The 24673-nt window shown below is 72.7% G+C and carries 20 protein-coding genes and 3 pseudogenes; 16 read left to right on the top strand and 7 right to left on the bottom strand.

The genetic code is table 11. The features are described 5' to 3' along the window. Window positions 1-389, bottom strand: a pseudogene (locus tag K7B10_RS41810) (2-oxoacid:acceptor oxidoreductase subunit alpha); the annotation flags it as partial. Between the two features lie 1049 nt (window positions 390-1438). On the opposite strand from K7B10_RS41810, the gene K7B10_RS17915 reads away from it, so the two are divergent. Both K7B10_RS17915 and K7B10_RS17910 read left to right on the top strand, forming a co-directional pair. After that, complete coding sequence (locus K7B10_RS17915) at window positions 1439-1612, top strand: PqqD family peptide modification chaperone (protein WP_229337059.1); 174 nt, start codon at window positions 1439-1441, stop codon at window positions 1610-1612. A gap of 164 nt (window positions 1613-1776) precedes the next feature. Beyond that, window positions 1777-4557 (top strand): AAA family ATPase, encoded by a 2781-nt coding sequence (locus K7B10_RS17910; RefSeq protein ID WP_229337057.1) that lies wholly within the window; start codon window positions 1777-1779, stop codon window positions 4555-4557. Between the two features lie 359 nt (window positions 4558-4916). Here the strand turns inward: K7B10_RS17910 and K7B10_RS17905 are convergent, their stop codons facing one another. The 5 genes and pseudogenes from K7B10_RS17905 to K7B10_RS17885 all read right to left on the bottom strand — a co-directional run bounded on the left by K7B10_RS17905 (window position 4917) and on the right by K7B10_RS17885 (window position 10134). Next, window positions 4917-5831 (bottom strand): IS982 family transposase, encoded by a 915-nt coding sequence (locus tag K7B10_RS17905; RefSeq protein ID WP_229337055.1) that lies wholly within the window; start codon window positions 5829-5831, stop codon window positions 4917-4919. 147 nt (window positions 5832-5978) lie between these two features. Next, a pseudogene (locus tag K7B10_RS17900) lies at window positions 5979-6275 on the bottom strand (2-oxoacid:acceptor oxidoreductase subunit alpha); the annotation flags it as partial. Between the two features lie 280 nt (window positions 6276-6555). Next, complete coding sequence (locus K7B10_RS17895; protein ID WP_030161942.1) at window positions 6556-7215, bottom strand: response regulator transcription factor; 660 nt, start codon at window positions 7213-7215, stop codon at window positions 6556-6558. 180 nt (window positions 7216-7395) lie between these two features. Further along, window positions 7396-8679, bottom strand: coding sequence for a sensor histidine kinase (locus tag K7B10_RS17890; RefSeq protein WP_372481555.1), 1284 nt, complete (start codon window positions 8677-8679; stop codon window positions 7396-7398). Window positions 8680-8940: 261 nt separating this feature from the next. Next, window positions 8941-10134 carry a sensor histidine kinase gene (locus K7B10_RS17885; protein WP_229337051.1) on the bottom strand — a complete coding sequence of 398 codons (1194 nt, stop codon included), beginning with the start codon at window positions 10132-10134 and terminating at the stop codon, window positions 8941-8943. Between the two features lie 147 nt (window positions 10135-10281). Here K7B10_RS17885 and K7B10_RS17880 point away from each other — a divergent pair, with 147 nt between their 5' ends. The 14 genes and pseudogenes from K7B10_RS17880 to K7B10_RS17815 all read left to right on the top strand — a co-directional run bounded on the left by K7B10_RS17880 (window position 10282) and on the right by K7B10_RS17815 (window position 23429). Then, entirely contained in the window at window positions 10282-10689 is a 408-nt protein-coding gene (locus K7B10_RS17880; RefSeq protein WP_099889977.1) for an NADH-quinone oxidoreductase subunit A, read from the top strand. Continuing rightward, window positions 10680-11282, top strand: a complete 603-nt coding sequence (locus K7B10_RS17875) for an NADH-quinone oxidoreductase subunit B (protein WP_229337049.1) — start codon at window positions 10680-10682, stop codon at window positions 11280-11282. The genes K7B10_RS17880 and K7B10_RS17875 overlap by 10 nt, the downstream gene beginning before the upstream one ends. Further along, window positions 11279-11668: pseudogene (locus K7B10_RS41615) on the top strand (NADH-quinone oxidoreductase subunit C); the annotation flags it as partial. The gene K7B10_RS17875 and the pseudogene K7B10_RS41615, both read left to right, overlap by 4 nt. 946 nt (window positions 11669-12614) lie before the next feature. Continuing rightward, window positions 12615-13574, top strand: a complete 960-nt coding sequence (locus K7B10_RS17865) for a complex I subunit 1/NuoH family protein (protein WP_229337047.1) — start codon at window positions 12615-12617, stop codon at window positions 13572-13574. Further along, a complete protein-coding gene (locus tag K7B10_RS17860; RefSeq protein ID WP_229337045.1) occupies window positions 13574-14182 on the top strand; it encodes a NuoI/complex I 23 kDa subunit family protein in 609 nt (202 codons plus the stop codon). The genes K7B10_RS17865 and K7B10_RS17860 overlap by 1 nt, the downstream gene beginning before the upstream one ends. A 5-nt stretch (window positions 14183-14187) precedes the next feature. Next, window positions 14188-14793 carry an NADH-quinone oxidoreductase subunit J family protein gene (locus K7B10_RS17855; protein WP_229345175.1) on the top strand — a complete coding sequence of 202 codons (606 nt, stop codon included), beginning with the start codon at window positions 14188-14190 and terminating at the stop codon, window positions 14791-14793. Further along, on the top strand, window positions 14793-15158 hold the full coding sequence (nuoK, locus tag K7B10_RS17850) for an NADH-quinone oxidoreductase subunit NuoK (protein WP_030870093.1): 366 nt from the start codon (window positions 14793-14795) through the stop codon (window positions 15156-15158). The genes K7B10_RS17855 and nuoK overlap by 1 nt, the downstream gene beginning before the upstream one ends. Then, window positions 15155-17200, top strand: coding sequence for an NADH-quinone oxidoreductase subunit 5 family protein (locus K7B10_RS17845; RefSeq protein WP_229337043.1), 2046 nt, complete (start codon window positions 15155-15157; stop codon window positions 17198-17200). The genes nuoK and K7B10_RS17845 overlap by 4 nt, the downstream gene beginning before the upstream one ends. 38 nt (window positions 17201-17238) lie before the next feature. Then, complete coding sequence (locus K7B10_RS17840) at window positions 17239-18813, top strand: complex I subunit 4 family protein (protein WP_229345174.1); 1575 nt, start codon at window positions 17239-17241, stop codon at window positions 18811-18813. Beyond that, window positions 18810-20366, top strand: coding sequence for an NADH-quinone oxidoreductase subunit N (locus tag K7B10_RS17835; RefSeq protein WP_229337041.1), 1557 nt, complete (start codon window positions 18810-18812; stop codon window positions 20364-20366). The genes K7B10_RS17840 and K7B10_RS17835 overlap by 4 nt, the downstream gene beginning before the upstream one ends. A gap of 238 nt (window positions 20367-20604) precedes the next feature. Then, window positions 20605-21468, top strand: a complete 864-nt coding sequence (htpX, locus tag K7B10_RS17830; RefSeq protein WP_229337039.1) for a zinc metalloprotease HtpX — start codon at window positions 20605-20607, stop codon at window positions 21466-21468. Next, window positions 21465-21857, top strand: a complete 393-nt coding sequence (locus tag K7B10_RS17825) for a YccF domain-containing protein (protein ID WP_229337037.1) — start codon at window positions 21465-21467, stop codon at window positions 21855-21857. The genes htpX and K7B10_RS17825 overlap by 4 nt, the downstream gene beginning before the upstream one ends. After that, the gene (locus tag K7B10_RS17820; protein ID WP_308284597.1) at window positions 21857-22837 is read left to right on the top strand and encodes a glycosyltransferase family 2 protein; all 981 of its coding nucleotides are present in this window, start codon (window positions 21857-21859) and stop codon (window positions 22835-22837) included. Before K7B10_RS17825 ends, K7B10_RS17820 begins: the two co-directional genes overlap by 1 nt. A gap of 64 nt (window positions 22838-22901) precedes the next feature. Beyond that, complete coding sequence (locus tag K7B10_RS17815) at window positions 22902-23429, top strand: SMI1/KNR4 family protein (RefSeq protein WP_229337035.1); 528 nt, start codon at window positions 22902-22904, stop codon at window positions 23427-23429. On the opposite strand, the gene K7B10_RS17810 is transcribed toward K7B10_RS17815, so the two are convergent. After that, complete coding sequence (locus K7B10_RS17810) at window positions 23413-24660, bottom strand: APC family permease (RefSeq protein WP_229337033.1); 1248 nt, start codon at window positions 24658-24660, stop codon at window positions 23413-23415. The genes K7B10_RS17815 and K7B10_RS17810 overlap by 17 nt on opposite strands. Between the last annotated feature and the right edge of the window lie 13 nt (window positions 24661-24673).

Genomic DNA, 24673 nt, shown 5'->3' with positions numbered 1-24673 from the left:
CGGTGCTCGAGCCCGGGCGTGCCCGGAACCGCCCAGGGGCGGGCCAGCGTCTGCGGGTCGCGCTTGAACGGCCAGAAGACCTCGGTGCCGTCCGCGAGCTGCTGGTTGGGCCCGGCGGCGAACTGGACCTTCAGGTCGGGAAGGTCGGCGACGTCCGGGATCCGCCACGGCTCGGAGCCGTTCGCGAGGTACCCGTCGGACAGCAGGAACACCGGCGTCCGGTACGTCAGCGCGATACGCGCCGCGTCGATGGCGGCATCGAAGCAGTCGGCGGGCGTCCGCGGGGCCACCACCGGCACCGGGGCCTCGCCGTTGCGCCCGTACATCGCCTGCAACAGGTCCGCCTGCTCCGTCTTGGTCGGCAGACCGGTGGACGGGCCGCCGCGTCGGCGAAATGCAGCTGGAACGACGAGACGCCCGGCAGGGTGCCGGCGGGGGCACGGATCTCGGCCGGGAAGTTCGGCAGCGTGGAGAGGTCGTTCCCGAAGGACGCCGTCTCCGAGGTGAACCTGTCACCGGTGAGCTGCATGCCGTCACCCGAGTCACCCGCGAAACGGATGATCACCCGGTCGAGGCGGCGTACTTCCTTGGGCCCTTCCTTGGACCCCGTCCCGCTCTGGCTGGGGACGGTGTCGGTGATGACGGGCGTGGGCGGATTCACCTGGTACCTCCGAGGATGAGCAGGACAGGGGCCAGCCTCGCGAACCGCGATCGCGTCAGACTCGACCGCCCGTTGAGCGGCCGCACCGGCGCCCGGTCCGCATCCCCACCGGCGCCCGGTCCGCGGCCCCACCGGCGCTCGGTCCCCGGCTCGCTCCCCGGCTCGTTCCCCGGTGCGGCGGACCCGCGGGCGCGTCCAGGGCCGCTTGAGGACGGGTGGAGGACCGGTGCAGGAACGGTCGGGGCGCGACGGAAAAGGCGATCGATTCCGGGCACCCGGTTTTTCACCGTCCCTTTCGACCGGCAGCCCTCACACAATTCGGCCAAGCGGACCTGAACCGGTTTGGTCCGGCGATTTCGGGTGCCGCCCAGCTGACCGCCCCGGCGGCGCGGGCACGTACGGCCTTTTCCGCCGGAATGGGGATGGTATTCCGCCGGAACCACCGGTCCGGGGGCGGCTGCGCTCCCCCTATCTCCGGCCGGGTGCCTTCACCCCTCCGTAGGGGGTCGGTGGAAGCCGCCACCCCAGAGTGCGGCGCCCGCCATGGATCCGGCGGGCGTTCCCCCATAGCTTGAGGTGTCCTCGATCGGCTGGTGCCGACACGTCTCGGATCCGGCAGTGGAGGTGGCCGTGCGCGTCCGACCGACGCCTGGTGTGGTCGCCGCTTCCGTGGACGCGGACGGCTGTCTGGAGCTCCACGCCGCGCACGCGGCAGGACCGGCCGCCGGTTCAGGCGGTGGTGTCGCCCCCGGACCGGGGCGGTTCCGGTGCGGCCCGGTGGGCACCGCGATGTGGATTCTGCTGCGCCGCCACGACGGCGATGCGGGAATCGCGGCCGATGTGCTCGCCGAATTGTGGAACACCGCACCGGAAAACGCGCGGGCCGATCTCGACATATGGGTCGAGGAAATGCGCGACGCCGGTCTGCTGTGCGTACAGCCGGCGCCCTGACGCGGCCCGCCACGCCGTCCTGGCCGGTTTCCGTCCCGATCTCCGCTTCTCCTCGACCTGCTCTGTAGCACGCGGGCTCCATCCTGTCCTGGGTCAGAGGCGGGTGGACCGGTCGGTCGACCGGTGGGCCGACCGGTGGCCGACCGGTCGGGTGGACCGGTCGGGTGGACCTTCAGATCGCGGGGGCGGCTATGACATTGGCGGGCAGGGAAGCCGGAATCGAACTCCTGGAGACGGCACTCGCGGACTGCGTCGCGGGGCGGTCCCGGATCGTTCTGATCGAAGCCGGCACGGGATGCGGAAAGAGTGCGCTCGTCGACCTCGTCGCCGAGCGGGCGGCGACGGCAGGCGCGCTGGTCCTGTACGCGGTCGGCGCGCCCGAGGAGCAGCAGGTGCCGCTCGGCGTACTGCGCCAGCTGGTCAACAGCGAGCAGGTCTTCGCCCTGCCGCGGCCCTCCGAGGGCCCGGGCGCGCCCTCGCGGGTCGAGGCGATGCAGGCGTTCTGCGCGGAGCTGCGCGAACTGAGCCTGGACTGCCCGGTCGTGCTCTGCGTCGACGACGTCCAGTACGCCGACCGCGAGTCGTTGCAGTACGTGCAGTACCTCGCCCGGCACGCGCGTACCGCACCGGTGCTCGTCGTGGTCGCCGGCGCGGCGCACGCCCCGGCGCAGGACCCGGCGTTCACCACCGAGCTGATGCGCCAGCCGCACTTCCGGCGGATGCGGCTGGAGCGGCTGACGGCGGCCGAGGTGGCCCTCGTACGGGGCCGGCGGGAGGGATCCGCGCCTGCCGCCAACGCCGTTGGCGCGCAGGCCGTTGCCGCGCACGCCGTTGACGCGAACGCCGCCGCCGAGGCCGCCGACGCCGCTGAGCTGCACCGGATCAGCGGGGGCAACCCGCTGCTGCTGCGCGCGCTCGTCGAGGAGGCGGCCGGGCGGGAGGCTCCCGAGGCGGCCGCGGCCGGACCCCGCGCCTCCTCGTTCCCCTCCCCCGAGCCCGGCGGGCCGTTCGCCCAGGCCGTCGCGACGTGCCTGCGCCGCAGCGGGCCGGACGCGCTCGCGCTGGCCCGTGCCGCGGCGCTGCTCGGCGAGCAGGCGACCGCCGCCCGGGTCACCCGGCTGGCCGGCCTCGACGCGGCGGCGGCCCGCCGCGGGCTGGCCGCGCTGGAGGCCTCGGGCCTGCTGGAGACCACGGGAGCGCCGGAGACCTCGGGAGCGCCGCAGGGCCCGCCGGAGGGCCTGGCGTTCCGCCACCCCGCCGCGCGCGCCGCGGCCCTCGAGGAGTGCGCTCCGCAGCTGCGGACCGCGTTGCACCGCGACGCCGCCCGGGTGCTGGGCGAGGACCGCGGGCCGGTGCTCGCGGTGGCCGGTCACCTGCTGGCGGCCCGCGCCGAGGGCCGGCCCCTGGACTGCGGTCCGGCGGAGGTCTCCGTACTGCGGGACGCCGCCGAGGAGCTCCTCGTACGGGGCGACGCGCGCGAGGCGGCGCGGCTGCTGGAGCTCGCCGCGCAGGGGCGGGGCGACGAACACGCCGGACGCGGGATCCGGGTACGGCTCGCGCAGATCACGGCGCGTTTCGATCCGGTTGCCGCGGAGCGGCAGTTGGGCGCCCTGCTGGAGGAGGCGCGGGACGGGCTCCTGGACGCCGAGCAGGTGCAGCCGCTGGCCGGGCTGCTGCTCGCACAAGGGCAGGTCGCCGAGGCCGCCGCCCTGCTGCCGGCCGCCGTCGGGGAGCCGGCCGCCTCTCCCCTGGACACGCTGGTGGACACCACGGCCGCGGCGGGCGAGCGGCTGCTGCACTCGGCCCGGCTGACGGACGCCACGGTGGCGCCGCTCTCCCAGGCCGTACGGTCGCTGATCTGCTCGGAGCATCCCGAGCGGGCCGTGCCGTGGAGCCGGAACCTGCTGGAGGAGGCCCGGCGCTGCCAGGCTCCCGGCTGGAGCGCGGTGTTCGCCGCGCTGCACGCCGAGGCGCTGCTGCGGATGGGCGACCTGCGGGGTGCGTACACGCACGCGACGGCGGCGCTTGAGGTCCTGCCGGAGCGCGGCGGAAGCTTCCCGTGCGCGCCGGCGGCGGTGCTGATCCGGGCGTGCACGGCGATGGGCCGCTTCACGGAGGCCTCCCGGCTCGCCGACCGGCAGGTGCCGAAGGGGCTGCTCACCGGCCTGCACGGGCTGGCGTTCCTGCGGGCCCGCGGCTTGTACCGGCTGGCGGTCAATCAGCCGCACGCGGCGCTCGCGGACTTCCTCGAGGCCGGGCGGCTCATGGAGGAGGGCCGGGTGGACCGGCCGGCGTTCCTGCCGTGGCGCACGGACGCGGCGGAGGCGCTGCTGAGGCTGGGCGAGGGGGCGCGGGCCGAGCAGCTCGCCCTCCAGCAGCTCGCCCTGCCCGACGCGCAGCGGCCGTACGTACGGGGCGTCTCGCTCCGCGTCAGGGCGCTGGCCGGCGACCCCAAGCGGCGTGCGGCCGTCCTGGGACAGGCGGTCGAGGCACTGCACCGCTCCGGGGACCGGGTGGAGGCGGCGCGGGCGATGGCGGAGCTGGGCCGGGCGCTGCAGGCGGACGGGTCGGCGGCGAAGGGCAGCGCGATGGTCCGCTCGGCGTGGAACCTGGCGAAGGAGGCGGAGGCCACGGCCCTGTGCCGGGAGATCCTCCCCGACGCCCCCCTGACCACCCCGCCCGCCACCACCACCCGCGACCGCGACCGCGCGCCGTCGGAGGCTCCGGAGACGGCCGCCACGACGGCGAAACTCAGCAGCTCGGAACAGCGGGTGGCCACCCTGGCGGCCCAGGGCCTGACGAACCGCGAGATCTCGGCGAAGCTCTACCTGACGGTCAGCACGGTCGAACAGCACCTGACCCGCGTCTACCGCAAACTCCAGATCACCTCGAGAGGCGACCTCCCCACGGGCCTGGACCCCCTCCCCACCCCAACCCACGCCTGACCGCCCGCTCCCCGGCAGCACCGCGCCGCACTGCCGGGGAGCCCAACCGGGTCAGCAGGCTCGCAAGCCCGGTCGAGCAGCGCGAGCGCACTGGCCAAGTGATCGACGGCTGGTCGTCGGACGGCCCAGGGTGTCGTAAGCGGTGACGGACTTCGTGTACGCCTTGCCGGTGAGACCGCCTTGGTAGCGGATGGCGTCGGTCACGGAACCCTTGCGGACTGCTGCCGTCGGCGTTGCCGTCAGACGGCCACGTACGTGAGGGCGACGGAGTGGGCTTTGGCCGGTGTCCTGTTCGGGTTGGGGTCGGGCATGGCCAGGGGGCCGTACGCTGGCCGGCAAATAGATGATTGATCCCAAGGTCAGTGGTCGTAGGCGGTTAGCGGGCGGATGACCGGTCCGCTGGTCTTGTGGTTGTGCCAGATCGCGGCGGTCAGGGCGAGGAGTCGTTGTAGCACCCGAACGGTGACCCCGGCCGGGGTCCTGCCGCCGTGCCGTTCAAGGTCGAGCTGTCCCTTGAGGGTCTGGTTGACCGACTCGATCAGCTGCCGCAGCGGCTTGAACAGCTCAGCTCCCGTCCGCTCGGGTTCGCCCTTGCGGGCCGGCCGCAATAGCCGGACTCCCAGGTCGGCGAGATGCTGCTCGAAGACGCGGCCGTAGTAGTTCTTGTCCGCCAGCAGCGTCGGTGGCCGTCGGCCGGCGAGCAGGCCCGGTTCGACGTGGAAGATGTCCAGCAGGACTTCGCGTTCCACGGCCTTGGCGCCGGTCAGCGCGAAGGCGATGGGCAGGCCGTGCAGGGTGCAGACCAGATGCAGGCGCAGGCCCCAGAAGAACCGCGAGTGGCTGGCGCAGTACCCGTACTCGGCCCATCCAGCCAGGTCAGAGCGTTTCGCGGTCTCGCGGGACCGTCCGCACTCCACCGGTGTGGAATCCACGATCCACACGTCGTCGCCCCACAGCGCGGTGTCTGTGGCCAGCTCTCGCAGCACCTGCCGGACCAGATTGGCGGCTCGCCGCAGGCGCTTGTTCCAGCCCGGCTGCTGGGGCAGGTACGGGAACAGGTATCGCAGGTGGGTGTGGGCATAGCGCAGCCAACGGGCCTCGGAGACGAAGCCCAGCAGGGCCTGCATCACCGCCAGGGTGACCAGCTCCGCGTCGCTGAGCTTCGGCTCCAGGCCCACCCGAGGCCGCCACGGAGCTAGATGCGGCGAAGCCTTCAAAAGGTCATCGACCCGCACGTACAGTGCAGTTGCGAGGGTGTCTATCTCGGTCGTCACAAACTGAGAGGGGCACCCTCGCGTCCGTGCAGCTACCCCTTGGAATCAATCATCTAGTGCTGTGACCGGGAAGGTTCGCCGGGTTGAGCGGTCAGGCCGCGGAGGGTAGGGGTCTGCCGCCCCAGCGGATGCCTTTCTCGCTGCGGATTCGGCGAAATGCAGCTGGAACGACGAGACGCCCGGCAGGGTGCCGGCGGGGGCACGGATCTCGGCCGGGAAGTTCGGCAGCGTGGAGAGGTCGTTTCCGAAGGACGCCGTCTCGGAGGTGAACCTGTCACCGGTGAGCTGCATGCCGTCACCCGAGTCACCCGCGAAGCGGATGATCACGCGGTCCAGACGGCGTACTTCCTTGCCCCCCGGAGCCGGGGGGGTCCGCTGTTCGCCGACTACGGCACCTTCGGCCCCGTCGGCCTGTTCGGCTGGACTACTGACCTGGCTGGTCACTGAACTGGACCTCCTTCGAGGCGTGGCGTTCCCGTTCCCAAGGTCAACCCTACGTCGGCAGGGCCGGCCTTCCCGGGGGACGCTCGTATTCTGGACCGTCGTCTGCGGCGGTCTGTCGAGAGAATCCCGTGGGATGAAGCGGGTCCACGGGATTCCGAGAGATTCCGAGATGTCGTGCCGTGCAGAAATGGTGCGAGCCCCCAGCGGCCCGGTGCAGTAACGCCACACCTGACAGGGTGTCAGTTGATCAAGGTTTTGATCAATGCCCCCGGTCTTTCGGTCAAGACCGCAGGTAGGTGAGAACGGCCAGAACCCGCCGGTGGTCCCCATCGCTCGGTGACAGCCCGAGCTTCATGAAGATGTTGCTGACGTGCTTCTCCACCGCTCCGTCGCTGACCACGAGCTGCTTGGCCACGGCCGAATTGGTCCGGCCTTCGGCCATCAGGCCCAGCACCTCGCGCTCGCGCGGGGTCAGCCCCGCCAGCACGTCCTGCTTCCGGCTGCGCCCGAGCAGCTGGGCGACCACCTCCGGGTCCAGGGCGGTCCCGCCCCGGGCCACGCGCACGACGGCGTCCAGGAACTCCCGCACGTCGGCCACCCGGTCCTTGAGCAGATACCCCACGCCGGTACTGGAACCGGCCAGCAGTTCGGTGGCGTACTGCTCCTCCACGTACTGCGACAGCACGAGCACGCCTATGCCGGGATGCTCGCGCCGCAGCCGTACGGCGGCCCGCACGCCCTCGTCGGTGTGCGTCGGCGGCATCCGTACGTCCGCCACCACCACGTCCGGCAGCGCGTCCTCGGCGGCCAGCTCCGCCACCGTCTTGATCAGGGCTTCCGCGTCCCCGACGCCGGCCACGACGTCATGCCCCCGGTCGGTCAGCAACCGGGTCAGGCCCTCACGCAGCAGCACCGAATCCTCGGCGATGACCACCCGCACCCTGTCTTCCACGTCCAGCAGCTCCCGCGTCCACGTCGTCCGATGTACCTGACGCAGCCAAGCATCCCAGCCCGAGGGCAGGATGGAGGCGAGTAGGGATCATCGGATGCGGCGTACGCGGGAGCCGGGAACGGGACGGCCGGGAACGGGACGGCCCCGCACGGACCACCGGGAACGGGCCTACCGGGAACGCCAGGGGAGCTCGGCGGTGACGGTGGTGCCGCCGCCGGCCGGGGAATCGAGGACCAGCACCCCGTCCACGGCGTCCAGCCGCTCGGTGAGACCGGCCAGCCCCGTGCCCGAGCCCGTGCTGCTCGCGCCGCCGCGCCCGTCGTCCGCGACCTGGATCAGCAGCCGGTCCCCGGACTTCCACACGTCCACGCTCGCGGTACGGGCTCCGGAGTGCTTGCTGATGTTCTGGAGCAGCTCGGACACCGTGAAGTACGCGATTCCCTCGATGGCGGCCGCGGGCCGCTCCTCCAGGTCCGCCGAGACCCGTACCGGCACCGCGCAGCGGGAGGCGACCGAGGACAGCGCCGCGTCCAGGCCGCGGTCCGTCAGTACGGCCGGGTGGATCCCGCGGGCCAGGTCGCGCAGCTCCTGGAGCGCGATCTTGACCTCTCCGTGTGCCTCGTCCACCATGCGGGCGGCCGCCCGGGGGTCCTCGGTCAGCTTCTCCTTCGCCAGTCCGAGGTCCATGGCCAGGGCCACGAGGCGGGCCTGGGCGCCGTCGTGCAGGTCGCGCTCGATGCGGCGCAGGTCGGCGGCGGCGGTGTCGACGACGACCCCGCGGTCGGACTCCAGCTCGGTGACCCGGTGGTCGAGGCGCGAGGGGCCGAGCAGCCCGGCGACGAGGACCCGGTCGACGGTGGTCAGGGCCCGCACCACCCAGGGCGTGGTCAGGGTGAAGGCCAGCCCGACCAGGCAGGCGAGGGCGATCTCGGCGGGGGAGTCGAGGTAGAAGGTGTAGTCGTCGTTCTGGAAGAGCTGGAGCCCCGGCCAGTCGGTGTACGCCGGGAAGACCCAGAACCAGACCGGGTACAGCAGGAAGGCCCAGCCGTACGCCCAGAACACCAGTGCCAGGGTGAAGGCGAACACGGCCCAGGGGAGGTGGATCACGGCGTACAGCGCGTGCCGCCAGGCGCTGCCGCTCTTGAGCAGGGCACCCATGGCGGCGAGCGGACCCCGCTTCCGGGCCCGGACGGGCGCGGGCTCGGCGATGTCGAGCCCGAGCATGGCCCGCGCCCGGCCCCGCTCGACGCGCCCGAACCCCCGGCACATGGCGAGCACCCCGGCGAGCACCGGGATCCCGAGGAAGGTGACGAGCAGCCCGGCGCCGAGGCTGACGCCGGTGATCGCGAGCGAGAAGTACAGCAGGCTCAGCGGCAGCCCGAGCACCAGATACCCGAACTCCCGCCAGGCCCGTCCCTCAACGGGAGCCCGCAGCACACGCACGAAACCCATCATCCCGACCCGCCCTCCCTGACACTTCCCTCGATCACCCCACCCTCCCGTCCGGGAGCCCCGGAAACCATCGGGCGGGTAGGCGTCCCCATGGTGGGGATAACCCCACCACCCCCCGATCCAGCCCCGCCGGACCCCCGGCCGCCCCCGGCTCCCCGCGGCCCCGCCCGCCGTCGGGAGGCGCCCACACGAACGGGACCCCCGCCCGCACCCACCCCGGACGGGGGTCCCGATCACGGGGGCGGCGGCCCGGTCGCCGGCTCAGCCGCGCCCGCGCCACGGCAGCTCCGCCGTGACCACCGTCCCCCCGCCCGCGGGGGAGTCGACCACGAACACCCCGTCCACGGCCCGCAGCCGCTCCGCCAGCCCGGCCAGGCCCGATCCGCCCGTCACGTCGGCCCCGCCCCGCCCGTCGTCCGAGACCCGGAGCAGCAACCGCCCCGGAGCCGTTCCGGAGTTCCGCCACACCTCCACGCTCGCCCCCCGGGCCCCGGCGTGCTTGCTCACGTTCTGCAGCAGCTCCGACACCGTGAAGTAGGCGATCCCCTCGATGGCGGCCGCGGGCCGCTCCTCCAGGTCCACCGCCACCTTCACCGGCACCACGCACCGCGAGGCCACCGACGACAGCGCCGCGTCCAGCCCCCGGTCCGTCAGGACCGCCGGGTGGATCCCCCGCGCCAGGTCCCGCAGCTCCTGGAGCGCCAGCTTCACTTCCCCGTGCGCCTCGTCGACCATCGCCGCCGCCGCGTCCGGATCCTCCAGCAGCTTCTCCTTCGCCAGGCCCAGCCCCATCGCCAGCGCCACCAGCCGCGCCTGAGCCCCGTCGTGCAGGTCCCGCTCGATGCGCCGCATGTCGGCCGCGGCCGTGTCCACGACCACCCCGCGGTCGGACTCCAGCTCCGCGATCCGCCGCTCCAGCTCGTCCGAGGGCGACAGCAGCCCTCGCACCATCAGCCGGTCCACGTTCGACAGCCACCGCACCACGTACGGCAGCACCGGCCACAGCACCAGCAGCCCCACCAGTGCCACCGTGAACGTCAGCACCCCCCACGGCAGCCGTACCAGCTCGTACAGCACCGTCCGCCAGGCCACCGGGTCCTTCACGCCCGCCCACAGCCAGGGGAAGAACCCGCCTGCCCGCCGCGGCCCCGGCAGCGGAGTCGGCTCCTCCACCCGTACGCCGAGCAGCGCGCGCGCCCGCGCCCGCTCCAGCCGTCCCAGCTGGCGAGACCCGAACAGGCCGAGAGCGAGCAGCGGAAGGCCGATCGCGGTCACGGACAGCCCGCCGGCGGTCGCCACCATGGTCACCGTGTAGACGAAACCGACGAGCGCGAGCGGAAGATTGCCCAGCAGGTGGACGGTCTCTTTCCATGCCACGGCCCCCAGTGCCGGGCGTACGGGCGGGGGCCGGTCGTCGTCGGGACCCGGGTGGGAGACTTGAGTGGGCGCGGTCATGCCGCCCAGCCTGCCAATTCCGGCCCGCCGTTGCCATGGGGCAGCCGGGCCGCTGTAAACGGGGGATAACCCCACCCTGTGTGGGCCAGGCCCTAGACTCCCGTCCGTACCAGATCATCGACAGTGGCCAAGGAGCGAGGAACGGACGTGCCCGACCCAACGGTATCGACCGTAACCGTGCTCGCGGCGGACTATTTCCGGAGTTATTCGGTCGTCGGCCTGCTGGCCGTCCTCGGTGTGCTCTTCGTGGCCGTCGCGTTCGGCGCGGGCCGCCTGCTGAGACCGGTCGTCCCGACCCCTGAGAAGCTGCTGACGTACGAGTGCGGCGTGGACCCCGTCGGCGAGGGCTGGGCGCACACCCAGGTCCGCTACTACGTCTACGCGTTCCTCTACGTCATCTTCGCCGTCGACTCGATCTTCCTCTTCCCGTGGGCGACGGTGTTCGCCGACACCGGCTACGGCGCCACCACGCTCGTGGAGATGTTCATCTTCCTGGGCTTCCTGGCCGTCGGCCTGCTCTACGCGTACAAGAAGGGCGTCCTCGAATGGACGTGACACCGGCCGGGACCTCGGCCGAGCCCCAGCTGCTCCCGGAGCCCAGGCGCCTGGGAGTCCTCTCCCGCCTCGCGCCCGAGCCCATGAAGGTGGTCCTGAACTGGGGCCGCCGCTACAGCCTGTGGGTCTTCAACTTCGGCCTCGCCTGCTGCGCGATCGAGTTCATCGCCGCGTCGATGGCCCGGCACGACTTCATCCGGCTGGGCGTCATCCCGTTCGCGCCGGGCCCGCGCCAGGCGGACCTGATGATCGTCTCGGGCACGGTGACGGACAAGATGGCCCCGGCCGTGAAGCGGCTGTACGAGCAGATGCCGGAGCCGAAGTACGTCATCTCCTTCGGCGCCTGCTCCAACTGCGGCGGGCCGTACTGGGACTCGTACTCGGTGACGAAGGGCGTCGACCAGATCATCCCGGTCGACGTCTACGTCCCCGGCTGCCCGCCGCGCCCGGAGGCACTGCTCCAGGGCATCCTCAAGCTCCAGGAGAAGATCGCCAGGGAGTCGCTGGCGGACCGCTACGCGAGCGACCCCTCGACCGCCCAGCTCACGAGCGGCCTGGTCAAGCCCCCACCGGCCCCGGGAGCGGGCGCGTGAACCTCTACGACTCCCTCCCCGACGCGGTGGCGACGGTCTTCGGCGCGGAGGCGCTGGCCGACCACTCCTACGACGTCCTGACCGTGGACGTCCCCGCCGGAAGCTGGATCCCGTCGCTGGAGATCGCCCGGGACAAGCTGGGCTGCACCTACTTCGACTGGCTGAGCGCGGTGGACGAGCCGGGCACGGGCTTCCGTGTCTGCGCGCACGTCGTATCCCTGGAGAACCACCGGGTACGCCGCCTGCTGCTCCGCACGACGGTCCCGCACTCGGCGCCCTCCCTCCCCTCCGCGGTCGCGATCTACGCGGGCGCGGAATGGCACGAGCGCGAGACGCACGAGATGTTCGGAGTGGTCTTCACGGACCACCCGCACCTGGTCCCCCTCCTTCTCCCGGAGAACTTCGAAGGCCACCCCCTGCGGAAGGACTTCGTCCTGGCCGCGCGGGTCGCGAAGGCCTGGCCGGGAGCCAAGGAGCCGGGCGAGGCACACGACCCCGACGCCCCCAAGCGCCGCCAGATGCTCCCGCCGGGCGTCCCGGACCCCAACGACTGGGGCCCGATGAAGGGCCAGCTCCCGCCGGCCCCCGCCCGCCCCGCCCGCACGGGCCGCACCCCCCGCGCGGCCGCCGCACGGCCCGCACCCCCCGCGCGGCCGCCGCCGGCGCCCCGGCGGCCGAAGCCCCGGCCCGCCCCGCCCGCCGTACCCGCTCGGTCGCCGACGGCTCGGCCGGCCAGGCGGCGCAGCCGGAAGCGTCGGCCGCACCACAGGCCGACGCCCCCGCGCGCAGCACCCCCCCGGCAGCCGAAGGCCAGGCCGTCACGCCGACGCAGCCGGAAGCCGAAGCCCCGCCGCGCCCCGCCCGCCGTACCCGTTCGGCATCGGACGGCTCGGCGAGCCAGGCCGGGACCCCGACGGAGCCGGAGTCCGGGGCCGGCGCCCCGCGCCCCGCCCGCCGTACCCGCTCCGCATCGGACGGCTCGGCGAGCCAGGCAGTACCGCCGGCGGAGCCCGGGACCGAGGGCGCGCAGGCCGACGCCGCCGCGCGTCCGGAGGGACCGGCCATCCGCGGCCGCACGGTGGCGCCGGGCAGGCGCCCCGCCCCCCGCAGCGCGGACGCGCCCTGGCACAACCCCCAGCCCGCCTTCACGGAACCCGGACCGGACCCGGACCCGGCCCCCGCGGCCGACCCGGGCCCGAAGGGCGAGCCGAAGAGCACGCCCGAGGCCGGCCCCCGGCCCGGCGCCGCGCCGGGGCCCGACCCCGAACCCGGCGCCGAGTCCGCTCCCACCGGCACACCCGAATCCGAATCCGACCCCAACGGAGGCGACGCGTGAACGACGTCCTCGACGTCGCGCTGCGACTCATCGTCGTCTTCGCCGTGTTCCTCGTGCTCCCGCTCGTCGTCGGGCAGACCGAGCACAAGGTCATGGCCCACATGCAGGGCCGCCTCGGCCCCATGTACGCCGGCGGCTTCCACGGCTGGGCCCAGCTCGTCGCCGACGGCGTGAAGTTCGCGCAGAAGGAAGACATCGTCCCGGCGGGCGCCGACCGCCGCATCTTCCAGCTCGCCCCCGCCGTCGCCCTCCTCCCGTACCTCCTCGTCCTCGTCGCCGTCCCCATCGGCCCCGGCGAAGGAGCCGTCGGGCAGGTCATCGACGCCGGGCTGTTCTTCGTACTCGCCGTCATGGGCGTCGGCGTCCTCGGCAGCCTCATGGCGGGCTGGGCCTCGGCCAACAAGTTCTCCCTCCTCGGAGGACTGCGCACCGCCGCCCAGCTCCTCGCGTACGAGCTGCCCATGCTGCTCGCCGCCGCCTCCGTCGCGATGGCGGCCGGGACCGTGTCCCTCCCCGGGATCGTCGACGCCTTCCAGTGGTGGTGGCTTCCCTGGCAGATCACCGGCGCGCTCGTCTTCTTCACCGCCGGCCTCGCCGAACTCCAGCGACCCCCCTTCGACATGCCCGTCGCCGACTCCGAGATCATCTTCGGCGCGTACACCGAGTACACCGGCCTGCGCTTCGCGCTGTTCCTGCTCGCCGAGTACGCCGGCATCGTCGTCCTCTGCGCCCTCACCACCGTCCTCTTCCTCGGCGGCTGGCACGGCCCGATCGCCGAGGGCTGGATCTGGACCCTCCTCAAGACGGCGGTCCTCGCCTTCGTCGTGATCTGGCTCCGCGTCAGCTACCCGCGCCTGCGCGAGGACCAGCTCCAGAAGCTCGCCTGGACCATGCTCATCCCGCTCGCGCTCGCACAGATCGCGCTCACCGGCATCGTGAAGGTGGCGATCAGCTGATGCCCATCCCCGGATCCGGCCTCGCCAAGGGCCTCGCCGTCACCCTGCGCACGATGACGAAGCGCGCGCACACCGCCCAGTACCCCGAGGTGCAGCCCGAACTCCCGCCCCGCACCCGCGGGGTCATCGGCCTGTTCGAGGAGAACTGCACGGTCTGCATGCTGTGCGCCCGCGAGTGCCCCGACTGGTGCATCTACATCGACTCCCACAAGGAGACCGTCCCGGCCGCCACCCCCGGCGGCCGCGAGCGCAGCCGCAACGTCCTCGACCGCTTCGCCATCGACTTCTCCCTCTGCATGTACTGCGGCATCTGCATCGAGGTGTGCCCCTTCGACGCCCTCTTCTGGTCGCCGGAGTTCGAGTACGCGGAGACGGACATCCTCGAACTCACCCACGAACGCGACAAGCTGCGCGAGTGGATGTGGACCGTCCCGGCCCCGCCCGCCCTGGACCCGGCCGCGGAGGAGCCCAAGGAGATCGCCGGCGCCCGCAAGGCGGCGGAGAAGGCCGAAGCGGCAGCCGCAGCGGCAGCCGCCGCCGCGGCCGAAGCCGCCGCCCCCCGGGCGCCCGAGACCGACACCCCCACCACCCCGGAGGGAGACGCGTGACCGACCTGATCCCCGCGGCCACCACCCTGGCCGCCGCGGCGACGGGCCACGGGTTCCTCTCGCCGACCGGCGTCGAGATCGCCTTCGTCCTCGTCGGTCTCGCCACCCTCGGCGCGGCCTTCGTCACCGTCACCACCAAGCAGCTCGTGCACGCCGCCCTCTGGCTGGTCGTCGCCCTCGGCGGCATCGCCGTCGAGTACCTGCTGCTGACCGCCGAGTTCATCGCCTGGGTCCAGGTCCTGATCTACCTCGGCTCCGTGGTCGTCCTCCTCCTCTTCGGGCTGATGCTCACCAAGGCCCCCATCGGCCGCTCCCCGGACGCCGACTCGAACAACCGCTGGGTGGCCCTCGGCGTCGCCCTCGTCGCGGCCGCGTCCCTCGTCTGGGTCGTCGTCGACGCCTTCCGCACCACCTGGATCGACCTCGACGGCCCCGCCCAGGGATCCACCAAGGTCTCCGGCGAGATCCTCTTCCAGCACTGGGTACTGCCCTTCGAAGCGCTCTCCGTCCTCCTCCTCGCGGCCCTGATCGGCGCCATCGTGCTCTCCCGCAAGGACACCGCGGCCGGCGGAACCGACGACGACACGAACACGAAGGGGCAGCAGCGCTGATGCACCTCGCCTACCCCGCCGTGCTCGCGGCGCTCCTCTTCTGCACGGGCCTGTACGGAGTGCTCGCCCGCCGCAACGCCATCCTGGTCCTGATGTCCGTCGAGCTGATGCTCAACGCCGTCAACCTCAACCTGGTCGCCTTCGACGTCTGGCTGCGCGACGCCCTGCACGGCGGCCAGGCCCTCACCCTCTTCACCATCGCCATCGCCGCCGCCGAGATCGGCATCGGCCTCGCGATCGTGCTGATGGTGTACCGCAACCGCGGCACCTCGGACGTCGACCGGCTGCGCGACACCGCCGAGGGCCACGAGCCCGCCCCGAACGACCAGACCGCCCCGAACAACCAGAGCGAGGTCACCGCGTGAGCACCACGACCCTCGCGGTCCTCGTCCCGCTCCTGCCCTTCCTCGGCGCGGTGGCGGGACTGCTCCTCGGCCGCCGCGCCCCCGGCTTCGTACGGCCGCTCGCGGTCCTGCCGGCGCTGGCCTCCGCCGTACTGGCCGTACTCGTCGCCGTCCGCCAGGGCGGCGGCCCGCCGATCGTCGCCTCGACCGAGCTGACCCCGACCGGCTCGGTGCCGATCGAGCTCTCGCTCTACCTGGACGGCTTCGCCGCCCTGGTAGCCGTGCTGGTCGGCGTCGTCGCCACCTGCGTACAGCTCTACTCCACGGCGTACCTCCGCGAGGACCCGCGCTACCCCTCGTACGCCGCTCTGGTCTCGCTGTTCACCTCCGCCATGCTGCTCGTCGTCTACTCCGGCGACCTGATGGTGCTGCTGGTCGGCTGGGAGGTCATGGGCATCTGCTCGTACTTCCTCGTCGGCCACTACTGGGAAACCGAGGCGGCCCGATCCGCCTCCCTGAAGGCCTTCCTCGTCACCAAGCTGGGCGACGTCCCCTTCCTGATCGGCCTGTTCGCGCTCGCCACCGACGCCGGCTCCTTCGAGATCCCCAAGATCCTGGGCACCGTCGCCGCGGGCGGCCTCGACCACCCCACGCTGATCGCGCTCCTCCTGCTCGCCGGAGTCGCGGGCAAGTCCGCGCAGTTCCCGCTGCACACCTGGCTCCCCGACGCCATGGCGGGCCCCACCCCGGTCTCCGCGCTGATCCACGCCGCCACGATGGTCGCCGCCGGCGTCTACTTCGTCGCCCGCCTCCTCCCGGTCTTCGCGGCCTCACAGGCCGCACTGGTGGTCATGGCCGTCATGGCGGCCGTCACGATGGTCGGCTCCGGCCTCGCCGCCCTCGCCCAGGACGACATCAAGCGCGTCCTCGCCTACTCCACGATCGGCCAGCTCGGCTACATGACCGGGGCCCTGGCCGTCGGCGACCGCGGCGCCGCCGTCTTCCACCTCCTGTCCCACGGCGCCTTCAAGGCGCTCCTGTTCCTCGGCGCGGGCGTCATCATCCACGCCGCCGGCACGAACTCCCTGGCCGCCATGTCACGGATGGACGGCCTGGCCAAGCGCATCCCCGACGCCTTCTGGACGATGACGATCGCGCTGCTCGCGCTCGCGGCGGTCCCGCCCTTCGCCGGCTTCTTCTCCAAGGAAGCCGTCCTCGTCGCCGCCGAGCACGCCGCCGGCGGGCACTCGGAATTCGCCCCCAGCGCCGCCGGGTGGATCGTGCTCGTCTCCGGCGTGCTGACCGCCCTGCTCACCGCCGCCTACGCCACCCGGCTGTGGCTGATGGCCTTCCGCGGCCGGGGCCCCGCCGCCCCCGACCACGGCAAGGAGCCCGTCGCCATGACCGGCGTGCTGTGGGTGCTCGCGATCCCGTCCATCGGGCTCGGCCTCGCCGCCGGCCCGATCGCCGACTGGTTCGACGGCAACGGACTCACCCCGACGCCGGTCACCTCCGTCCTCGGCACCGGAGCCGCCGCCGTCGGCGCGGTCCTGACGTACGCCCTGTGGCAGCGGGCCACCGCGAGGGCCGCCACGGCTCCGGCCGCGGCCGCCCCCGCCCCCGACGCGGCCGAGCAGCCCGCCGCCGTGGCCGCCGGAGTGTCCGCAGCCACCGCGGCCGCCGAATCCGCGGCCGAGGCACCCGAGGTCGCGGAGGTCACCCACGAGCACCCCGCCGTCCCGGCGGGTCCCGCCGCCGACCCCGGCCGGGCACTGCTCGGCCCCCTGCACCGCCACGCGGCCGACGGCTTCCACCTCGACGCCGTCTACGACCGGCTGTTCGTCCGCCCCGTCCGCGCCGCCGCGAGCCTGGTGCGCTTCCTCGACCGCGAGGTCGTGGACACGTACGTCAGCGGCGCCGCAGCCGGCCCCCGGCTGCTCGGAAGCCTCGTACGCCGGGCCCAGACCGGCAACGTACAGAGCTACCTGAGCGCCCTGCTCGCCGGCGCCGTGGTCCTGGCGATCGCCACCGCCGTCCTCGCCAACGTCAACGCCGGATCGTGAGCCGTGAGTCAGCCGTGATTGATATCAGCCCGTCCGTGATGCAGTTCCTTCTGGCGTTCGTCGTGGCCGCACCGCTCCTCGGCGCCGTCGCCGCCCTCCTGCCCGCACCGCCCGGACTCAAGGGCAAGAGCCCCGAACAGGCCGTGCTGCGCCACGGCGTGACCGTGACCGGCGTGATCCTCGCCGCGGCCGTCGCCCTCGCCCTGGGCTTCGACCACGACGCCCCGGCCCGCTTCCAGGCGACCACGGACATCAGCTGGATCCCGGCGCTGGACGTCCGGATCCACCTCGGCGTCGACGGCATCTCGCTCCCCCTCCTCCTGATGACCGCGCTGCTGTTCTTCCTCTGCGCGCTCTACAGCTACTTCAAGTTCCCCGAAGGACCCTCCCCGAAGGCCTTCGTCGCGCTGCTCCTCGTCCTCGAGTCCGGCACCCTCGCGACCTTCGCCGTGCTCGACCTGCTGCTGTTCTTCCTCGCCTTCGAGACGGTCCTCATCCCGATGTACTTCCTCATCGCCCGCTGGGGCGGTGCTCAGCGGCAGGCCGCCGCCTGGAAGTTCATCCTCTACACGCTCCTCGGATCCGTGGTCATGCTCCTCGGACTGCTGCTGATCGGACTGAACAGCGGCACCTTCGACATGGTGGCACTCGCCTCCGACAACGGCCGCGAACTGACCCACACCACCCAGCTCCTGGCCGTCCTCGCCATCGGCATCGGCCTCGCCGTGAAGACCCCGATGTGGCCGCTGCACAGCTGGCTGCCCGACGCCCACACGGCCGCCCCCACCGTCGGCTCCGTCCTGCTGGCCGGCGTCCTGCTCAAGATGGGCACCTACGGCTTCGTCCGCATCCTGCTCCCCGTCACCCCCGACGGCATGGCGACGTTCGCCCCCTACCTGGGCGCCTTCGCCGCCGTCGGCATCGTCTACGGGTCGCTCGCCTGCCTCTCGCTCGCCCGCAAGGGCAACAAGGGCGACCTCAAGCGCCTCATCGCGTACTCGTCCGTCGGCCACATGGGCTTCGTCCTCCTCGGCATCGCCTCCATGACCCCCACCGGCGTCAACGGCGCGCTGTTCGCGAACATCGCCCACGGCCTGATCACCGGCCTCCTCTTCTTCCTCGTCGGCGCCCTCAAGGACCGCTACGGCACCGCCGACCTCGACACCCTCGCCGGAGCCACCGGCGCCGCCCTCTACGGCCGCGCCCCCCGCCTCGGCGCCTTCCTCGCCTTCGCCGCCGTCGCCTCGCTCGGCCTGCCCGGCCTCGCCGGTTTCTGGGGCGAGATGCTGGCCCTGTTCGGCGCGTTCGAGCCGGCGCGGGGCCTCTCCCGGCCCGCCTTCCTCACGTACATGGCCTTCGGCGCGTTCGGCACCCTGCTCACCGCCGCCTACCTGCTGATCGTGGTACGGCGCGTCTGCATGGGCGACCCTGCGGCCCGGCCGGAGCACCCGTCGGGCGGCGCCGCGCTCGAACTCGCCGACATCCAGCGCCACGAGTTCGCCGCCTGGACCCCGCTCGTGGCCCTCACCGTCCTCGCCGGCCTGTGGCCCGCCGTCCTCCTCGGCCTCACCGACCCGGCCGTCCAGAAGCTCCTCGCAGGAGGCAACGCATGACGGCCCTGACGGCCTCCGTTCTGTCCGCTCCCTCGGCGGCCCCGGCCGCCGACGCCGCGAGCCGCGTCCAGAGCGTCGACTGGCTCGCGATCACCCCCGTGGTCCTCACCGCCGCCGTCGCGCTGGTCGTCCTGGTCGCCGACCTCTTCGTACCGCAGCGGCGCAAGCCCCTGCTCGGCTGGCTCTCCGTCGCCGGCCTCGCCGCCGCGACCGCCGGCCTGGTGCCGCTGCGCGCCGGCGACCGCGCCACCTTCTGCCTCACCACCGACCCCGGTGCGTGCAGTTACACCGCCGACCACTTCGCGCTCGTCATCCAGTTCCTGGTACTGGCCGGCGCCCTGGTCACCGCCCTGCTGTCGGTCACCACCGTCCGCGAGGCGCGCATGCCGGCCGGCGAGTACTGGTTCCTGCTGCTGTCCTCCGCCGCCGGCGCCGCGCTGCTGCCCGCCTCCCGCGACCTCGCCACCCTGATCGTCGCCCTCGAAGTCGCCTCGCTGCCCGCGTTCGCCCTCGTCGGCATGCGCCGCGGCGACCGCCTCTCCTCCGAGGCCGCCCTCAAGTTCTTCCTGTCCTCCGTCACCGCCACCGCCGTGTCGCTGATGGGCGTCAGCTTCGTCTACGCCGCCACCGGCACCCTGCACCTCACGCAGGTCGCCGAGCGGCTCGAAGACGTCCCCGGGCAGCTCGACACCCTCGCCATGGCCGGCGTCGCGCTCACCCTCGTCGGCTTCGCCTTCAAGACCGCCGCCGTCCCCTTCCACTTCTGGGTCCCGGACACCTACGTCGGCGCGCCGCTGCCCATCGCGGGCTACCTCTCCGTGATCGGCAAGGCCGTCGGCTTCACCGGCCTCATCCTCGTCACGGTGATCGCCTTTCCCGCCTACTCCGACATCTGGGGCCCGGCCCTCGCCGTCCTCGCCGCGCTCACCATGACGCTCGGCAACGCCGCCGCCGTGCGCCAGAGCGCGGACCGGCCGAACAGCGCCGTCCGGCTGCTCGCCTGGTCCTCCGTCGGCCAGGCCGGCTACCTGCTCGTCCCGATCGCCGCCGCCGCGTACTCCGACCGCGACCAGATCGGCTCCACCGTCGCCTACGCCCTCATGTACGCCGTCGTGAACCTCGGCGCCTTCGCCGTGGCCGCCCTGGTCGCCCGTACGAAGCCGCAGAACCGGATCAGCGACTACCGCGGCCTCTACGCGGAGCGCCCGGCCGCCGCCCTCGCGCTGGCCTTCTTCCTGCTCTGCCTGGCCGGCCTGCCGCCGGGCCTCATCGGCCTCTTCGCCAAGGTCACCGTCTTCCGCGCCGCCGTCGACGCGGGCCTGGGCTGGCTGGCCGTGGTCATGGCGGTCAACGTCGTCATCGCCCTGTACTACTACCTGCGCTGGACGGCGCTGCTCTTCCGCGCCCCGCAGGCCCCCGCCGAAGGCGCCCGTACGAAGGCCCCGTGGCCGGTCACCGCCGCCATCGCGGTCACCGCCGTCATCGCCGTGGTGCTGTCGGCCGCCCCGCAGCTGGTCCTGCGCTTCGCGTCGGGCGGGCTGTTCCCGCAGTAGCCCGCGGCACCCGCGGGCCCGTACGCGGGCCCGCACGGCGGCAAACCCGTACGCCGTGACCCGTACGGCCCAACGCCCGCCGCGTCCCCGCCACCCCGGGCTCCCGGGCGGCGGGCCCGCCGTGCCCGGGGAACCAGACGCCCTCACCTCGCGTTGAGCCAGGAGGGAGGGTCCACTGGACCGTAGACCCTCAGATCCAGGACGGGGCTCCCCTGCCGCACCATTTGGAGGGCGTACCGTGCACCGCCGGCACAACGGGCTGAAGACCGCCGTACTCCTCGGCGGGCTGTCCGCTCTCATCATCGTCATCGGAAGCTTCTTCGGGCGGGGCGGCCTGATCATCGCCGTCCTCGTCGCCCTGGGGACGAACGCGTACGCGTACTGGAACAGCGACAAGCTGGCTCTACGCGCGATGCGCGCCCGCCCCGTCAGCGAGTTCGAGGCCCCGCAGCTCTACCGCATGGTGCGCGAGCTCTCCACGTCCGCACGCCAGCCCATGCCCCGGCTCTACATCTCGCCGACCGAGGCGCCGAACGCGTTCGCCACCGGCCGCAATCCGCGCAACGCCGCGGTCTGCTGCACCGAGGGCATCCTGCGCATCCTCGACGAGCGCGAGCTGCGCGGAGTGATCGGCCACGAGCTGAGCCACGTCTACAACCGCGACATCCTGATCTCCTCCGTCGCCGGAGCGCTCGCCTCCGTCATCATGTTCCTGGTGAATTTCGCCTGGCTGATCCCGATCGGCCGGTCCAATGACGACGAAGGGCCCGGCATCCTCGGCATGCTGCTGATCATGATCCTGGGCCCGCTGGCCGCCTCCGTGATCCAGCTGGCCATCAGCCGCTCGCGCGAGTACGAGGCGGACGCGTCCGGGGCCCAGCTCACCGGCGACCCGCTCGCCCTGGCCAGCGCCCTGCGCAAGCTGGACGCCGGCGTCAAGCAGCTCCCGCTGCCCCCCGAGCCCAGGCTGGAGACGGCGAGCCACATGATGATCGCCAACCCGTTCCGCCCGGGTCAGGGCCTTTCTAAAATGTTCTCGACGCACCCCCCGATGGCCGAGCGGATCGCCCGGCTCGAACAGATGGCAGGACGTAGCCGATGAAGACCATCCTCAACATCATTTGGCTCGTACTCAGCGGCGTCTGGCTGTTCCTGGGCTACTGCCTCGCGGGCGTGATCCTCTGCATCACGATCATCGGCATCCCGTTCGGCATCGCGGCCTTCCGCATCGCCCTGTACGCCCTCTGGCCCTTCGGCTACACCACCGTCGAGCGCCATGACGCGGGCGCCGGCTCGTGCGTCGGCAACGTGCTCTGGCTGGTCCTCGCGGGCTGGTGGCTGGCCCTCGGCCACATCGTCACCGGCATCGCCCTGTGCGTGACGATCATCGGCATCCCGTTCGGCATCGCCAACTTCAAGATGGTCCCGCTGTCCCTGCTCCCGCTGGGCCGTGAGATCGTCCCGACCGACGCGCCGTTCGCGTCCCGGTAGTGCCGCCCGTCAGCTCGGCCACGGCCCTCTCGGTCATCGTGCCGATGTACAACGAGGAAGAGGCCCTCCCCGCCCTGGTGAGCCGCCTGCGCCCGGTGCTCGACGGCACCGGAGTCCTCTACGAGGTCCTCGCCGTCGACGACGGAAGCACCGACCGGACCGCCGAACTCCTCGAGAAGTTCCGTACGGACTGGCCCGAGCTCCGCATCGTCCGGCTGCGCGGCAACTCCGGCCACCAAGCCGCCCTGCGCGCCGGACTGCACAGCTCCTACGGGGCGTACGTGGCCAGCATCGACGCCGACCTCCAGGATCCGCCGGAGAAGATCCCGGAGATGCTGGACCTGGCCCGGTCCGAGAACCTCGACATCGTCTACGGCGTCCGCTCGGACCGCAGCACCGACACCGGCTTCAAGCGCCGCAGCGCCGGTGCCTACTACTGGCTGATGCGCCGCATGGTCGGCAAGCAGGTGCCCGCGCAGGCCGGGGACTTCCGGCTGCTCAGCCGCGAGGCGGTGGAGGCCCTCAAATCCCTGCCGGACCAGCACCAGGTCTACCGGCTGCTGGTGCCGTGGCTCGGTTTCCCGAGCGGGCAGGTGACGTACCGGCGGGGCGAGCGGGTGGCGGGCGAGACCAAGTACCCGCTGAGCAAGATGATCCGCCTCGCCGTGGACGGCATCACCAACTTCTCGGCCGCGCCGCTGCGGCTGGCGACCTGGCTCGGCGTCATCAGCTTCGTCACCTGCTTCGTGATGATCGCCTGGACGCTGGTGGTCTTCCTGCTCGGCAAGACCGTGCCCGGCTGGAGCTCGCTGTTCGTCGCCATGCTGTTCCTGGGCGGTGTGCAGCTGATCTGCGTGGGGCTGCTCGGCGAGTACATCGGCCGGATCTACACCGCCGTGCAGCGCCGGCCCACCTACTTCATCGGCTACGACTCGGCGCGCGGAGAAGCGGGCGAGAGCGCGGGGAAGAAAGGGAACTGACGACGACTGCCGGGTATTGCCGCAGGTCAGAGCCGATGTCAGTGGTGTGGGTCACGATGAACGCATGAACGGGACCGAGCAGTTGCTGGAGCGGGTCGCCCAACACGTAAGCGGCTTCGGGCCCGAGGTCGCCTCCCTGGCGCCCGGGCGCCCACCGGCCCCCGTGGACCAAGCGGCGGTGCGTCGGGCCGAGGACGTGCTCGGCTTCGCCCTGCCCCCGCTCCTGGCCGGTCTCTACACGCGGATCGCGGACGGCGGGTTCGGCCCGGAGTACGGACTGCTCCCGCCGGAGACCGCCGTCAAGCAGTACACCGCGATACGCTCCTCGGACTGGGGCTGGCCCGAGGGCGTCCTGCCGACAACCGACTACGGCTGCGCCGTGCTCGGATCCGTCGACTGCCGATCCGAGACCGCCCAGGTCCTGCTGTTCGAGCCGAATCCGGGTGATCCCGACCTCGCCTGGTACACCGACTCGCCCACCCTCGCCGACTGGCCGCGCGGCTGGCTCGACGGCACCGCCTGGTTCTGCGACGACGCGGAGGACGCGGGACTGGAGATGGGTCTGTGGCCGGAGTTCAGATCGCGGCTCTGAGCCTGCCGCGCACCGCGTAGAGGGCGGCGCCCACGGCCAGTACCGCCGCCCCCGTGACCGCCGACGCGGCCGGCAGTGCGCAGGCCAGTACGACACAGCCGGACAGCCCGACCGCTGCCACGGCCCGGCCCTTGAGACCTGAATCGAGAGTCCACGCGGAAGCGTTCGCGATCGCGTAGTAGGCCAGCACCCCGAAGGACGAGAAACCGATCGCGCCCCGCAGATCGGTGGTCGCCGCGAGCACCGCGACCACCGCCCCCACGGCGAGCTCCGCATGGTGCGGCACCTGATGCCGGGGATGCACGGCGGCCAGCGTGCGGGGGAGATGGCCGTCCCGGGCCATCGCCAGGGTGGTCCGCGACACCCCGAGCACCAGGGCCAGCAGCGAGCCCAGCGCCGCCAGGGCCGCCCCGACCCGGACCACGGGGGTCAGTCCGGGCAGGCCGGCCGCCCGTACCGCGTCGGCCAGCGGGGCCGGCGAAGCCGCCAGCGCCCCGGCGCCCAGCACCGACAGCACCGCCACCGCCACCGCGGCGTACACGAGCAGAGCGATCCCCAGGGCGAGCGGCACCGCCCGCGGGATCGTGCGCCGCGGATCGCGCACCTCCTCGCCCAGGGTGGTGATGCGGGCGTACCCCGCGAATGCGAAGAACAGCAGCCCGGCCGCCTGCAGCAGCCCGCCGACTCCGCCGCCGGCCAGGCCGCCGAGCCGTCCGGCGTCCGCCGCGCCGGAGGTCAGACACCCCACCACGACCGCGGCCAGCACGGCCAGCACCGCCGCCACGATCACCCGGGCTATCCGGGCAGACTTCTGGACGCCGCCGTAGCCCGCGGCGGTCAGCGCCACCACCGCGGCGACGGCCACGGCACGCTGGTGCCCGGGCCAGACGTACGCCCCCACGGTGAGCGCCATCGCCGCGCAGGAGGCGGTCTTGCCGATGACGAAGCCCCAGCCGGCCAGGTATCCCCAGAACGGGCCGAGCCGCTCGCGCCCGTACACGTAGGTCCCGCCGGAGGCCGGATGGCGGGCGGCCAGCCGCGCCGAGGAGTGGGCGTTGCAGTAGGCGATCAGGGCCGCCACCGCCAAGGCCGCGAGGAGCGCGCCCCCCGCGGGCCCCGCCGCGCCCGCCGCCGGGGCGAGCGCGGCGAAGATGCCCGCTCCGACCATGGCGCCGAGCCCGACGACGACGGCGTCGAACACCCCCAGCGTGCGCTTCAACTCGTTGTCCACGGAGCGGAGGGTA

Origin of the sequence: Streptomyces flavotricini (assembly GCF_020639365.1) — a bacterium.
GTDB lineage: Bacteria > Actinomycetota > Actinomycetes > Streptomycetales > Streptomycetaceae > Streptomyces > Streptomyces flavotricini.
The sequence above is the reverse complement of the archived record's forward strand: the minus strand, read 5'-3'. Positions and strand labels throughout refer to the sequence as shown.